The organism is Pseudomonas sp. LAIL14HWK12:I1, assembly GCF_003202095.1.
Classification (GTDB): Bacteria; Pseudomonadota; Gammaproteobacteria; order Pseudomonadales; family Pseudomonadaceae; genus Aquipseudomonas; species Aquipseudomonas monteilii.
In genome coordinates this window covers 1-14,195 of sequence record NZ_QJKG01000006.1, presented here as the reverse complement: position 1 = coordinate 14,195, position 14,195 = coordinate 1, and the positions used below count along the sequence as shown (strand labels likewise).

9 protein-coding genes and 3 pseudogenes are annotated in these 14,195 nt (G+C 58.3%); 6 read left to right on the top strand and 6 right to left on the bottom strand.

The genetic code is table 11. From position 1 onward, the window contains the following. The first annotated feature begins 243 nt into the window (after positions 1 to 243). A complete protein-coding gene (locus tag D906_RS16070) occupies positions 244 to 1,470 on the top strand; it encodes an aminotransferase class V-fold PLP-dependent enzyme (RefSeq protein ID WP_027615638.1) in 1,227 nt (408 codons plus the stop codon). Positions 1,471 to 1,518: 48 nt separating this feature from the next. Here D906_RS16070 and D906_RS16065 read toward each other — a convergent pair whose 3' ends face one another. After that, positions 1,519 to 1,977, bottom strand: a complete 459-nt coding sequence (locus tag D906_RS16065; RefSeq protein ID WP_019096378.1) for an Lrp/AsnC family transcriptional regulator — start codon at positions 1,975 to 1,977, stop codon at positions 1,519 to 1,521. Positions 1,978 to 2,315: 338 nt separating this feature from the next. Here D906_RS16065 and D906_RS16060 point away from each other — a divergent pair, with 338 nt between their 5' ends. Next, on the top strand, positions 2,316 to 3,785 hold the full coding sequence (locus D906_RS16060) for an amino acid permease (RefSeq protein WP_097156179.1): 1,470 nt from the start codon (positions 2,316 to 2,318) through the stop codon (positions 3,783 to 3,785). Positions 3,786 to 4,008: 223 nt separating this feature from the next. Here D906_RS16060 and D906_RS16055 read toward each other — a convergent pair whose 3' ends face one another. Next, complete coding sequence (locus tag D906_RS16055) at positions 4,009 to 4,434, bottom strand: DUF6691 family protein (RefSeq protein WP_027615640.1); 426 nt, start codon at positions 4,432 to 4,434, stop codon at positions 4,009 to 4,011. Between the two features lies 1 nt (position 4,435). Next, a pseudogene (locus D906_RS16050) lies at positions 4,436 to 4,872 on the bottom strand (YeeE/YedE family protein). 93 nt (positions 4,873 to 4,965) lie between these two features. Here D906_RS16050 and D906_RS26820 point away from each other — a divergent pair. Continuing rightward, a pseudogene (locus D906_RS26820) lies at positions 4,966 to 5,058 on the top strand (hemerythrin domain-containing protein); the annotation flags it as partial. A 296-nt stretch (positions 5,059 to 5,354) separates the two neighbouring features. On the opposite strand, the gene D906_RS16040 reads toward D906_RS26820, so the two are convergent. Next, positions 5,355 to 8,402 carry an aminotransferase class III-fold pyridoxal phosphate-dependent enzyme gene (locus D906_RS16040; RefSeq protein WP_025754972.1) on the bottom strand — a complete coding sequence of 1,016 codons (3,048 nt, stop codon included), beginning with the start codon at positions 8,400 to 8,402 and terminating at the stop codon, positions 5,355 to 5,357. 142 nt (positions 8,403 to 8,544) lie between these two features. On the opposite strand from D906_RS16040, the gene D906_RS16035 reads away from it, so the two are divergent. Next, positions 8,545 to 8,985, top strand: a complete 441-nt coding sequence (locus tag D906_RS16035; protein WP_016714074.1) for an Lrp/AsnC family transcriptional regulator — start codon at positions 8,545 to 8,547, stop codon at positions 8,983 to 8,985. A 70-nt stretch (positions 8,986 to 9,055) separates the two neighbouring features. Here the strand turns inward: D906_RS16035 and D906_RS16030 are convergent, their stop codons facing one another. Next, on the bottom strand, positions 9,056 to 9,673 hold the full coding sequence (locus tag D906_RS16030; protein ID WP_027615641.1) for a dTMP kinase: 618 nt from the start codon (positions 9,671 to 9,673) through the stop codon (positions 9,056 to 9,058). A gap of 127 nt (positions 9,674 to 9,800) precedes the next feature. Here D906_RS16030 and D906_RS16025 point away from each other — a divergent pair. Further along, positions 9,801 to 9,980, top strand: a pseudogene (locus D906_RS16025) (response regulator transcription factor); the annotation flags it as partial. Positions 9,981 to 10,085: 105 nt separating this feature from the next. After that, positions 10,086 to 12,626, top strand: coding sequence for an HWE histidine kinase domain-containing protein (locus tag D906_RS16020; RefSeq protein WP_019096371.1), 2,541 nt, complete (start codon positions 10,086 to 10,088; stop codon positions 12,624 to 12,626). 87 nt (positions 12,627 to 12,713) lie between these two features. Here the strand turns inward: D906_RS16020 and D906_RS16015 are convergent. Continuing rightward, on the bottom strand, positions 12,714 to 14,195 hold a 1,482-nt coding region (locus D906_RS16015), incomplete at its 5' end, for an acetolactate synthase large subunit (protein ID WP_110321038.1).

Here is a 14,195-nt window from a genome sequence, read left to right as displayed (position 1 = left end):
CATTGTTCGAGAAAACCATGGCGTGAACGTCGAACCAAAACGGCACCCCTGCGAAAAGCGCGAGGCGTGCTCTTACTCGCTCGAGTAGGTTAGATTTCTGACGAGAAACGGTCACGGGGAACCAGACTTACGCAGGATTCGTGCATAGTGGTTTTTTTTAAGATTGAATACGCCCACTTAATGCGGCGGTTCGCGATTAGCATATTTACCGTTAGAACCCAACTGTTCAGACGGAGCACAACCGTGACCACAATCGACCTTTCCTTTATCCGTAGCCAGTTCCCCGCATTCTCTGAGCCTTCCCTCGAAGGCCAAGCATTTTTCGACAACGCGGGGGGCTCTTATGCCTGCCGGGACGTCATCGAAAATCTGAATCGGTTTTATCGTCAGAACAAGATGCAGCCATATGGTGCACACCCGGCCTCTCGTCGTGGTGGTGAAGAGATGGATCACTCTCATGCAGAAATTGCTGCGTATCTGGGAGTAGAGGCTGAAGAGGTGCACCTTGGCCCATCCTCGTCCCAGAACATCTACGTCCTTGCGGAAGCCTTCGCAAACCGTCTTGATGCCGGTGACGAAATCATCGTTACCAACCAGGATCACGAGGCGAACAATGGCGTGTGGCGTCGCCTTGCAAAACGCGGCATTGCTATCAAAGAATGGCAGGTGAACCCTACCACCGGTTCCCTGGAGCGAAGCGGTCTTGAGGCTTTGCTTTCGCCACGAACCAAAGTGGTCGCTTTCGCGCACTGTTCGAATATTTTAGGTGAGATCAACCCGGTACGCGAAATCTGCGAAATCGTCCATTCCGCCGGTGCAGTGGCTGTTGTGGATGGTGTTTCTTACGCTGGGCATGGGTTCCCGGATGTACGCGAACTAGGGGCCGATATTTACCTGTTCTCCCTCTACAAAACCTTCGGCCCTCACCTTGGCGCCATGGTCATCCGTCGACCAGTGATGGACTTTTTGGGCAACCAGGCACACTACTTTAACGCGGCGCATCTCGCCAAATGGTTTGTGCCTGCCGGCCCTGATCATGCGCAAGTCGCCGCAGCAAGCGGTGTGACTTCGTACTTCGACAACGTCCATGCTCATCACTTTCCAAACGCTAGCGTAAGTGATCGAGCAGCGAACGTACGAAATCTCTTCAAAGATGCAGAGGCCGCGCTCCTGCCGCAGCTGCTGGATTTCTGTGCGAATGATTCACGGGTACGCTTGCTCGGCCCTACTGACGCCAAAAACAAAGCCGCGACTTTGTCAATTCAAACGATGAAATCATCCCCTCGCGAGGTTTCTGAGCGACTGGCTAAAAAGGGCATCATCGCAGGTGCCAGTCATTTCTATGCAGTCCGCCTGCTTGAAGCGCTCGGCGTTAAGCCAGAGGAAGGTGTTCTGCGTCTCTCGTTCGTCCACTACACAACTCCAGAGGAAATTCATCAACTGATTCAAGCTCTGGATCAGTCGCTCTAAGCCTATCTGAACTAGGGCATTGCCACGTACAATGCCCTTAGTTCACAGTCAGACCAAACTTCCTACCAAGTCATCCAGACATATGAACGATTGAGTGCTACTGATATCAGGGTGTGAGCTCAGCTCATCAACCAAGATTTTTGTAAAATCTGCCATGCGTGGCGCGACCACGCGAATCATAAAGTCAACATCACCCGTTATGCCAGTCGCCAATCTGACCCATGGTCTGTTCTGAAGGAGCAAGGCCACTCGCTCTCGTGCTCCAGGCTTGTTTCTGTGTAAAGTCACGATGATCCAGGCACTTACATCGTTACCCAGCTTACCTTCATCTATTACCGCTGTGTATCCCTTGATCACCCCAACTTCTTCAAGCCTTTTCACTCGGCGCAAGCACTGTGACGGCGACAGTCCGACTTGAGTTGACATCTGCTGATGGCTGATCCGACCATCTTTCCGAAGCACCGAGATAATTCGCGTATCCATTCTATCAAGCTGAATATCAGTCATTATCCACCCTCTCTATGCAGGATTCCTGCGCATCATAACGCTCGGCACTTACGAATTGCAAACCTCATGCACGCAAGCAGAGATAGACTTAATTTCGTTAACGCGCTTGAGGCAAAGTTCCTCTCCAACCCAGCAACCGGAACTTCAATCGATCTTTGGGAAGCCTTCACAGCGAGGAGCGGCAGCCTTTCCATACTTAGCCCCAGCATTAACTAGCACCTGAAAGTATTTTTTGTAGTCAGGACTGACCAGACTTTGCATGCAAGTCTGTCTGTAGGATGCAGATAAAGAAATACCAATAACAAATACTACTAAGCCTGTGCGCTTTAGGTGAATTTATGGCGATGACACAAAAAAATGAGCAGAGTCAAGCCGACTCAGCCAAAAAGAATAAATCCGACTGGCTAGATTCTCATGAGTCCGGATACTCTAAGAATCTGAAGCGACGACATATCCAGATGATCGCTCTAGGAGGAGCAATCGGGACTGGCCTCTTCCTCGGCGCTGGCAGTAGGCTACAATCAGCCGGGCCGTCGCTAGGTATAGTGTATCTTGTGTGTGGCATCTTTGCGTTTTTCATCCTCCGAGCGTTGGGCGAACTTATCATGCACCGCCCGACCACAGGTAGTTTCGTTTCCTACACACGGGAGTTCATGGGCGAACGCGCGGCATTTGTCGCAGGCTGGATGTACTTCCTGATTTGGGCAACTACTGGCATTGTAGATATTACAGCTGTTGCCATCTACATGAAGTACTGGGGTGTTTTTGCTGACTTCCCTCAATGGGGGTTCGCCCTCATTGCCCTCACCGTTGTAACCGTCATGAACCTGATCGGCGTCAAGTGGTTCGGTGAAATGGAGTTCTGGTTCGCCATTATCAAGGTCGGTGCAATCGTAGCATTCCTTATTGTAGGTACCGTGGTTCTCGGTACCGGTCACCCTATTGGTGGACATGCACCAGGTCTTAGCCTGATAAGCGACAATGGAGGTATCTTCCCTCATGGAATTCTGCCTGCCGTCCTGATCATTCAAGGCGTACTGTTCGCTTATTCAAGTATTGAGCTTGTGGGGACTGCAGCTGGCGAGACCGAAAATCCTAAGGATATTCTGCCGAAGGCAATCAATGGCGTGATTTGGCGGATCGTTTTGTTCTACATCGGCTCCGTTGTGCTTTTGATCTCGGTACTTCCGTGGACAGCTTACAGCGCCAATGAGAGCCCGTTTGTTACTTTCTTCTCTGCCTTGGGTATCCCTGGCATGGGGTCAGTGATGAACATTGTCGTACTCACTGCAGCACTTTCAAGTCTCAACGCGGGCCTGTATTCCACAGGGCGGATTCTTCGCTCGCTGTCAATGGGCGGCTCGGCACCCAAATCGCTTTCCGCAATGAATGCTCAGGGTGTACCGTATAAAGGTATCTTGATTACCGTAGTCATCAACGCGTTTGGTGTTCTCTTGAACTACCTGATCCCCGCTCAGATCTTCGAACTGCTGCTTAACATGGCCGCTCTTGGGATCATTACCACTTGGGCATTCATCGTGCTGTCTCAAATCTATTACCGCCGCGCCGTTAGACGCGGTGAGGTTCAGATGGTCAGTTTTAGAATGCCTGGTGCACCATTCACTTCATGGATGACCCTCGGCTTTCTTGCTTTTGTATTGATTCTGATGGCATTCGACTACCCGAGCGGTACCTACACGGTGTCCACTATTCCGCTGATCGTTGTCGCCTTGATGATCGGCTGGTCTAGAACATCACACGCAAAAAAGGCAAAAGGCTTTAGCGCAGAAAAGGCCCCCGCTCAGTAATAAAATGCCTGGTCGGTACTCCCCGATCAGGCATGCCCACCTCCCATGACCGGACAATTGGCGAACGAGAGAGCGTTTCTAGCCATATCCATCCTCCTGAGTGAAGGTGCCGCCCCTCTCAGGATGAGCAACGGGGGCATGTATGGGCACTGCCATCCGAATGAAAGAACGCATGATAATCTGAGTGACGAGTTGGGTTCACGGATCACGTCACCATAAGTAATCAAACACTTGGTGTCGTGACCGCTTCGATCACATTGAATATCAGCATACCCAGCAACATCGCTGCCACAAACAGCCACGCCGGCCAGTAGCCACCCGACAAAAGCACCAACGCCGGGCCCGGACACACCCCGGCCAGGCCCCAACCAACACCGAACAACAGGCTTCCGCCAACTAGACGACGGTCAATGTCACGCCGGGCGGGTAAATGCATCGTCTCACCTAGCAGCGTCACCGAGTGTCGACGTGCCCAGGCCATTGGCAAGAACGCCGCTCCGATAGCTCCGACCATGACCAACGCCAGCGAGGGGTCCCATTGCCCGGCTAGGTCGAGGAAGCCAATCACCTTGGCAGGGTTTGCCATTCCGGACAGCAATAAACCTATCCCGAACAGCACCCCTGCGATGAAGCCACTGATCCGAGTCATGTTACGTTCCTGTAAAAAGATGCCGAGCGCCGAACACAGTGACAAAACCGGTCGCCATGAAACACAGCGTCGCCACTGCCGAACGAGGAGACAGCCGCGACAGGCCGCACACCCCATGACCGCTGGTGCAGCCGCCACCGTAGCGAGTACCCAGGCCGACCAGCAGCCCTGCGGCCATCAGCACCCAAGGTGCGCTGGTGAACTGCACAGTAGGAAGCGACGCGAACGCCTGCCACAACAACGGTGCAGCGAAGATTCCCAGCAAGAACGCCGCTTTGTCACCACGCCCCTCCCCTGCACGCTGCAACATCGAAGCGAGCAACCCACTAATACCGGCTACCCGTCCGTTGCCCATGGCGAACAGACCTGCTGCCAGACCAATCAGCGCCCCCCTCCGAGTGCCGACCATGGTGTGAAAGCATTCACATCAATAAACATTGCAGTGCTCCAACTCTTGATGTCCTGATGACAGCAAACTTTATCTTAGCGCTGGGCCAGCGCGTTTGAAATCCAGCACGGAGGCAGCTCATCGTGTCTTTGGACACTGTCGATGACTTCATCGAAAAATACTACGACCACATGGAGTCGGAGGAAAACATCTTCTTTCCAGCGCCAGAACAATAGCTTTCAAACAGTCAATGGCTGGAAATAAAACAACAATGGCACTAACTGGATGGCGATCGACCAGAACTGAACTGTGAATCAAGGCACCGTCGCCCGGGCTTCTTCAGGCGCTAGTTCGAACTGTTCGAGGCAACGCTGCTCGTCGTCCGCCATCAAGGCGGCGAGGCAATAGCACCCAAGGACCTCCCGAAGGTGCCGTGCTCGACAAAGTGAATATTGGTAGTCAAGCAGATGCTTTCTCAGGGAAGCCTGGGGGCGTTCTTGAACGGACTTCTCAGAATCTCACTGGGTGCACCTCACTTCAGCGCCGCAATGAAGCTGTCTTGCAGCACTTCCAGAAGGAAGTCCGCATTGGCCCGGCTGAAAATCATGGAAGGACGCATTTTCAGCACGTTGTCATGCGGGCCTTCGGTACCGATCAACACACCGCGTTCTCTGGCGCCATCGGCAACTTTCCTGGCCAAGGCCGTGGCCGGAGCCTTCGACGTGCGGTCCGTGACCAACACGATGCCGAGGAACAGGCCCAACCCGCGTACATCACCAATCACATCGAATCGCTGCTGAAGTTTGCGCAAACCCTCAAGCAGGTAATTGCCGATGCTCAAGGCATTCTCTTTCAGCTGGTCGCGCTCGATTGCATCGAGCACCGCCAGGCCCACCGCACACGACACGGGGTTGCCGGCGAACGTATTGAAGTACTCCATGCCGTTGTTGAAAGCATCGGCAACCTCGCGCGTGGTCACCACCGCCGACATCGGGTGGCCGTTACCAATCGGTTTGCCCATGGTGACAGCATCCGGCACTACGCCTTGGGTCTCGAACGCCCACCAGTGGCTACCGACGCGGCCAAACCCGACCTGCACCTCATCGGCCAGGCACAGCCCACCTTCGGCGCGAACCATGGCGTATACCTCCTTGAGGTAATGCTCGGGCAGGAACACCTGCCCCGCCACGCTGGGGATGGACTCGGCAAGGAAGAACCCCGGGCCCTTGCCGGCTTTGCGCATGGCGTCCAGCTGCTCTGCCACCGACTCGGCAAACCGCTTGCCGTGCTCTTCCAATGGCCAGTGCTCGGGCGCGTAGTAGCTGTCTGGAACCACCGCCTCGTATACGTGCGCCGCCCTGCCCTTGCCGGCTTTGCGCTTGTACTTGTAAGGGCTTAGGTCGATGAGTTCTTGCGTGGTGCCATGGTAAGCCCAGTCCAGCACGATCGCCTGGTCGCTACCGGTGTAGTTGCGCGCCATGCGCAGCATGAGGCTGTTGGCTTCACTGCCCGAGCAGCCGAATGACGCCACACAAAGGCCCTCTGGCAACGTGCCGGTCAGCCGCTCGGCGTACTCAACGATGTTGTCGTGCAGGTAACGGGTGTTGGTGTTAAGTCGTGCAGCCTGGCGGGTCAAGGCGTCGACCACGTCGGGATGGCTATGGCCCAAGTGGCACACGTTGTTGAAGCAATCCAGGTAGGCCCGCCCGAAGTTGTCGATCAGCCATACGCCATCGCCGCGCACGAACTTGATCGGGTCGGTGTACGAAATTGACAAGTTCGGTAGCAGCAGCTCTTTACGCTTGGCAATGATCTGGGCCTTGGTCATTCCCTGCTGGTTGTAGGTTTCTGGCGGGATGCCGGCCAAGGTCGACGCATCAGGGAACAGGTCAGCCCACACTTCGCGGTACTCGGGCTCTCCAACGCCAATGACCTCACTCGCGCTCAGCTGGGTATCGGTGGTCATCTGCAGGTGCAGGTGGGGAATCCAGCCGCCGTTTTCAGTATCGGTGCCCATGTAGCCCACCAGGTCGCCGGCTTCGAGCTTGTCACCGGCCTTCAAGCGGCTGAGCGCCTCGTGGGCCAGGTGCCCCCACAGGGTCAGGAATGGCGGGCAACCTGACGGGCTGTGCTCGATCATCACCAGCCCACCATAGCCCAGCGGGTCTGGTTCAACCTCCACGCTTTTGACGGTGCCAGCGACCGGCGCGTACAACGGCGTACCGGCGGGCATCACCAGATCGACCCCCACATGCAAGGTGCGGCGCTGCCCCTTGATGAAGCGCGACTCGAATGCGCTGTCCGTATAAATGGTACGTAACTCACCCCATGGCCCGATGGCCAAAGGCACGTTGTGCGCGGCAGAGAACGCATTCCACCAGCGCGTCGCATCGGCAGGCCGCTGCTCGGCTGAGGCGATGGTCATCTCGTGGCTGGCGTCGCCAAATGGCGCGATCACCTTGTTGAGGACGGCGGCTGACGGGCGCACCAGGTCGGCAAATGATGTGTGGTTATCGGCGATCCAGCGGCGCACTGCACCCGCCCCCTCGATGGCATCGAAACCGCAGGCTTTGCGCAGGATGCCGGTGGCCAGCCGTGGATTCATCGAATCAAGCTGTTCCAGCAGGCGCCAGGCTGGCGCTTCACTGATCGCCAGGTAAGGGTTGTCTTCTGTCTGATCTTGCCGGGAAGCGGAGAAAGTTACGCTGATAACCAGGCGCATGGCAATCAGGTTGAACAGCACGTCAAGCTCTTGCGCTTGCAATGGGTACTTTTCATGGAATCCGGCCACCAGCGCTGCGGCAGCGCCGATCGGGTCGTCCATGTCGAGAATGGCGTAAGCACAGGCGATCGCGACCTCGGCAATCAACACGGTATGCACGGCATCGCCAAAGTCGATGAAGCCGGTCACATGGCGGGTGGTTTCGGCATCGACCAGGATGTTCCAGTCGTTGGCGTCATTGTGGATCACCTGCGCCCTGAGTGATGCCAGCCGGGGCTGTACAGTGTGTTCGAACCGGGTGATAAAACGCTCGACAATGGCCCGACGCTCGGGGCTTTTGATGTGGTGCAAGCGCGAACGGGAGCGTGCGGCATGGCGCAAGTCCCAGTCCAGGTCACGGACGGCACCAAGGTGCATGAACCCCTGCAGGGCGCGGTCAAGTTCACCGAGTGCCCGGCCAAAGTTGCTCATCAGCGCGACAGAGCGCTTGGCCTCGGCAAGCGGCGTGCCGGCCAACCAACTGACCAGGCGCATGGCATGCTGTTCACCTGTGGCGCTGGCCACGGATGGCAGATAGTCACCCGCCACACTGGCGCGAAGGTGAGGCACACCCAGGTGCGCGCCATGCACGGCCAGATGATCGAGCAGCGCGGTTTGAAACTCGCTTTCTACCCGGGGTTCGCTGGAATTGACGATTTTCAGTATCCAGCCCGCATCGACGCCCGTATCCAACCGGTAATTGCGGTCCCGCTCCCCGTCCAGGGGGGTTGCTGTAGCGGTGACATTGAAAAAATCTTTTGCGAGGCCCTCTGCATCGCTTGCCGAAAACCGAGGTGCCGGGTGGGAAAGGTCTGTCATATCATCACGTTCCGAGCGAGCAAATTGTTTTTCAATAGCTTGTCACGCACTGCCGAAACCGACACCCTGCATACGGTCGGGATCGACAGGCATTATGCCGGTACCGACCGGCATAATGACGGCGAGCTTATCAGGTGGTGCAATGCGTGAACTTGACGCAAAAGATCGTGAGATTCTTGAAGTACTTTCGAAGGACGCGCGCATTGCGCTGAAGGCATTAGCCGGCCGCATAGGCCTTTCCAGAAGCGCCACTACCGAGCGTGTGGCCAACCTTGAACGCAGCGGGATCATTCGAGGATACCGTGCGGATATCGGCGAAATAGACGCCAATGTCATACGCGCGATACTGCTGGTGACCTTGCAGCGCACACCTGCCATGGGGCTGCTCGACCAGTTGGCAACGGACGCACGCGTGCGGCGGGTTTCCTCGGTGAGTGGGCAGCTTGACCTGGTGGTTGAGGTGGAAACCCGAACAATCGACGACCTCAATCAGGTGCGTGACAACGTGGCACGTCACGAATCGGTGGATGATATTACCACGTCGGTTGTCCTGCGCCGTGATATCGACCGCCAGGGCGCCTGATCATCCACGCATGGTTGCCCAGGCCGGCCTTTGCGCCGGCAAGCCAGCTTGCACAGCGGCGCACGAGCGCTCAACGCGATAGCAGTACGCGGTCAATCTCGCCAACCACCTGCCGCGTCGCGTCTTCGATGGCCCCTTCATTACGGCACAACACCCAGCCGTGCTTTACGAGCGCCCGCTCGAAAGCCTCGGTGCAGGCAACCTGTTCATCCAGGTTGTATATCACCGTACTGCCCAGGCCACGCGTGCGTGCCGCAGCCCTTGCCCACGAGGTTTCAGGGGCAGTGACAACCCCGACATGCAAATCTGGCACTTGCACGCTTAGGTCGAGGTTCAATCGCAAGATCTGGTCAAACGGCACCGTGCGGCGAAACGCGGCGTCAGAGGGGTACCAGCGATCAATCAGGACGATGCTGTCGGCTGGCTGCCTGGGCAGTACGTTCCGGGAAATCCAGGCGCGGCTTTCAGCGAAGCGCTCGCACACCCTTAATTCCAGATCTCGGCAAGGGTTTCTGGCGAGCTTGTTGACCAGCGCCATGGTTTCGCCCCGGTAGGGATCGCTCTTTTTTTCGCAAAGGCGGATCACCTTTTTCCCGTCCACTCTCAGGGCTTGGGTGACGGCCTCCAGCAGCGTGGTCTTGCCGGTGCCTTTAGGCCCATCGATGGAAACAAACAGCGGGCGAATCATCGTTCAATACCAGTTGGCTCAGGTGCGGATGAGACCATTGATCGCCGTTTGCCTTCAAGGCATATCGACAAGAGCACATCTGTACTCCACAGGTAAAAGGCGGCACATGCGGCCTTCTCGTCCTTTCCTCCTGCGCGGCTATTCGTCGAAGGCGATGGCGCAACGGCTGGGCATCTCGCCAGAAACCATCAAGGTGCACCGGCGCCACCTGTACGCGAAATTGAATATCTCGTCTCACCCTGAACTGTTTTCGATGTTCATCCGTGAGCTGGGGTTCGCTGATGATCGAGGGGAACACCCGTCATGAGCCAGCACGGCCCTTTTCGCCTCGCTATGCCAAAGGCGGGCATGCCTGCTAGGCTGACGTTGGCGGCGCTGCTGGCAGCCTCCTCATCCTCCACAGGCACGGCCCATGACATTCAACCCCCAAGTAAACCTGACCAACTGCGACCGCGAGCCTATTCAGATACCTGGCAGCATCCAGCCCCATGGCTGCCTGCTGGCGTGCGATGCCTCGGCCACCGTCGTTTTGCGTCATTCGGCCAATGCCCCACAAATGCTGGGCGTAGCAAGCGACATCAACGGCCAGAAGCTGCATGCGGTGCTCGGGGATGAGGTGGCGCATACCCTGCGCAACGCGCTGGCCCGCACGCGGGAGGCCTCGCGGCCGGCGCACAGCTTCGGTGTGAAGCTGCCCAGCGGCGAGGCTGTCGACGTTGCCGCCCACGTGTTCAAAGGCACGGCTATCCTCGAGTTCGAGCCCGCTGGCGCGAGCATTGCCGAGCCAATCGAGCTGGCCCGCACGCTGATCGCCCAACTGCGCGACATCGACCAGACCAGCAAGCTGTTCCGCGATGCTGCCCGCTTTGTCCGGGCCGTGCTCGGTTACGACCGGGTGATGATCTACCAATTGGGTGCCGACGGCGCCGGCAAGGTGGTTGCAGAGGCCAGGCGCAGCGACCTTGAAAGCTTCATGGGCCAGTATTTCCCGGCCTCCGACATCCCCAAGCAGGCCCGCGCACTTTACCTGCGCAACCCGATCCGGGTGATCTCGGATGCCCAGTTCAAGACAGTCGCCATCGACCCGGTGCTCGACCCCTCGGGCGAGCCGCTCGACCTTTCCTATGCGCACTTGCGCAGCGTCTCGCCGATCCACTGCGAATACCTGTGCAACATGGGCGTGGGGGCCTCCATGTCGATTTCGGTCATCGTCAATGGAGAACTGTGGGGGATGATCGCCTGCCATCACTATGCACCACGCACGCTGGCCATGGGGCAACGTGTGGCGGCGGAAATGTTCGGCGAATTCTTCTCGCTGCATATCGAGACCCTGCGCAGCCGGCAAAAGCTTGAAGCCGCCGTGCACGTTCACAAAGCGCTGGACAGTATGCTGCTTGACGCCAACCGGGCTGCAGACATCGATGGGTTCTTCCGTGCGCGCCTGCCCCGGCTTATGTCGCTGATCCCCTGCGACGGCATCGGCATGTCGCTGCAAGGCCGCTGGTCATCCGCCGGGCTGACGCCGCCCACATCGGCGGTGCCCGACCTGCTGCGCCTGGCAGATATTGTCAGCGCTGGCCGTACCTGGGCGTCCAACCGCCTGTCGATGGTGCTGCCTGCGGCCCAGGCGTACTTTACCGATGTGTCTGGCGTACTGATCATACCGATGTCGCAGCAGCCTAGGGATTACCTGATTTTCTTCCGCAAGGAAGTGGTCGAGACACTCGACTGGGCCGGGGACCCGAACAAGACCTATGACAGCGGCGCACTGGGCGACCGCCTGACACCACGCAAAAGCTTTGCGATCTGGAAAGAAACCGTTCACCAGCAGTCACTGCCCTGGACCGAGCAAGACCGCCAGTTTGGCGACGCCATCCGTACCGCTATCGTCGAGGTGGTGCTGTATAACAGCGAGTTGCTGGCCAGCGAGCGTTCGAAGGCAGAAGTGCGCCAGCGCATCCTCAATGAAGAGCTCAACCACAGGGTCAAGAACATCCTGTCGTTGATTGGCGCGCTGGTTGCCCACCCGACCTCGGAGAGCCAGACACTGCAGGACTACGTGGCGACATTGAAGGGGCGCATCCATGCGCTGTCCCTCGCTCACGACCAGGTGGTACGCGGTGACGGTGGCGGGCGACTGGCCAAGCTGCTGGAGGCAGAGCTTTCACCCTACCGCACCGCCGCCGGATTGATTGAACTGCAAGGCCCGAACGTTATCCTGGATGCCCGCGCCTACTCGGTCATGGCCTTGGTGCTGCACGAACTGGCAACCAATGCTGCCAAATACGGCGCGTTGTCGCGGGCGAGCGGCAAACTTGCCGTAAGCTGGGCCATCGACGCCACCCACAGCTGCAGCATTACCTGGCGCGAAAGCGGCGGGCCAACGGTTCGCCCGCCCAGCCGCAATGGCTTTGGCTCGGTGCTGATAGAACGCAGTATCCCATTCGACCTGGGTGGCACCAGCACAGTGGAATATCACGCCGAAGGCGTGCAAGGGTTGTTCAGAATCCCTGCAAAACACCTGTCCGTGGCCGAAGCGGCCGACCCTGTGAATACATCCGCGCCGGTTACCCGTGCAGCCGATGCCTTTGCCGCCCGGTCAGGCTTGTGCGTGCTGATCCTTGAAGACCAGTTGGTGATCGCGGTTGGCCTTGAGCAGATTCTCAACGATGCACAGATCAAGAACGTGATGACCGCCGGTTCCGAGGATGAGGCCATGCGCTTGATTAGCAGCCGCACACCGGACGCCGCGATACTGGATGTGAACCTGGGAACAGGGACGTCGATTTCCGTCGCCGATGAACTGCAGCGCCGGCAAATTCCGTTTCTGTTCGCTACCGGCTATGGCGACGGCATCAGCATTCCCTCGCATCTGAAAGACGTGCCCGTAACCCGCAAGCCATATGACGCCAACAGCATCCTGACCAGTCTGCAGGCCCTGGTTGATCGCTGAGAGAAGGGATTCCTGAACGAAAGGAGGGAGCGCAAGCCGCTCCAGGGAACGGCGCCAGCCTTGAGTTGGCGCCGTACCTGTCAAGCGTTACACCGCCAGCGCGCGCTCACGCAGCTCGCTGTTGAGGATGCGGTCGTTTTCGCTGTAATCGACCGGGCAGTCGATCACATGCACGCCCGGGGTCTTGATGCAGTGTTCCAGCAGCGGCAGCAGGCCTTCGGCGCTTTCCACGCGGTGGCCGTTGGCACCATAGGCTTCGGCGTACTTGACGAAGTCCGGGTTGCCGTAGTCCAGGCCGAAATCGGTGAAGCCCATGTTGGCCTGCTTCCAGCGGATCATGCCGTAGCCGTCATCACGCAGGATCACCACGGTGATGTGCATGCCCAGACGGACTGCAGTTTCCAGCTCCTGGCTGTTCATCATGAAGCCGCCGTCGCCGCATACCGAGATCACCGGACGGTCAGGGTGCACCAGGTGTGCCGCCATGGCCGAAGGCAGGCCGGCGCCCATGGTCGCCAGGGCGTTGTCCAGCAGCACGGTGTTTGGTTTGTGCGCCTTGTAGTTACGGGCGAACCAGATCTTGTAGATGCCGTTGTCCAGGGCAACGATGCCTTCGGACGGCAGCACGCGACGAATGTCGGCAACCAGGCGCTGCGGGTAGACCGGGAAGCGGTCGTCGTCGGCGCCTTCGGCGATTTGCGCTTCGTTGGCTTCACGGATGGCCATCAGGCGAGTGAAGTCCCAGTGCGAGGTGTCGTTCAGCGCTTCGCTGATCTGCCACACGGCGTTGGCGATGTCGCCGATCACTTCGACCTGCGGGAAGTACACGGCATCGACTTCGGCAGAGCGGAAGTTGATGTGGATGACTTCGGTGCCACCACGGACCATGAAGAATGGCGGCTTCTCGATCACGTCGTGGCCGATGTTGATGATCAGATCGGCGGCTTCGACGGCGCGGTGCACGAAGTCACCGGACGACAGGGCGGCGTTGCCCAGGAAGCGTGGGTGGCGCTCGTCGACCACACCCTTACCCATCTGGGTGGTGATGAACGGGATGCCGGTCTTGTCGATCAGTTGCTTGAGGACCTTGGCGGTCATCTTGCGGTTGGCGCCAGCACCGATCACCAGGATCGGGTTACGGGCGTTATGCAGTTTCTGCACGGCGGCTTCGATGGCCACATGCTCGGCCAGCGGGCGGCGGTGCAGGCTGCGCGGGATCGGCAGTGCATCGGTCTGCTCGGCGGCGATGTCTTCCGGCAGCTCCAGGTGTACCGCACCCGGCTTTTCTTCTTCGGCCAGGCGGAAGGCTTCGCGCATGCGCGACGGGATGTTGTCGGCCGAGGCGAACTGGTGGGTGTACTTGGTGATGGGGTCCATCATGCCGCACACGTCGATGATCTGGAAGCGGCCCTGCTTGGACTTCTTGATCGGCTTCTGGCCGGTGATCATCATCATCGGCATGCCGCCCAGGTAGGCGTAGGCGCTGGCAGTAACCAGGTTGGTGGCGCCAGGGCCGAGGGTCGACAGGCTGACGCCGGTCTTGCCGGTCAGACGGCCATAGGTGGCGGC

Excerpts from the sequence above, each read along its gene's own strand:
- D906_RS16065 (WP_019096378.1), bottom strand. The coding sequence starts at position 1,977 with ATGACTGATATTCAGCTTGATAGAATGGATACGCGAATTATCTCGGTG.
- D906_RS16060 (WP_097156179.1), top strand. The coding sequence starts at position 2,316 with ATGGCGATGACACAAAAAAATGAGCAGAGTCAAGCCGACTCAGCCAAA.
- D906_RS16055 (WP_027615640.1), bottom strand. The coding sequence starts at position 4,434 with ATGACTCGGATCAGTGGCTTCATCGCAGGGGTGCTGTTCGGGATAGGT.
- D906_RS16040 (WP_025754972.1), bottom strand. The coding sequence starts at position 8,402 with ATGACAGACCTTTCCCACCCGGCACCTCGGTTTTCGGCAAGCGATGCA.
- D906_RS16035 (WP_016714074.1), top strand. The coding sequence starts at position 8,545 with ATGCGTGAACTTGACGCAAAAGATCGTGAGATTCTTGAAGTACTTTCG.
- D906_RS16030 (WP_027615641.1), bottom strand. The coding sequence starts at position 9,673 with ATGATTCGCCCGCTGTTTGTTTCCATCGATGGGCCTAAAGGCACCGGC.
- D906_RS16020 (WP_019096371.1), top strand. The coding sequence starts at position 10,086 with ATGACATTCAACCCCCAAGTAAACCTGACCAACTGCGACCGCGAGCCT.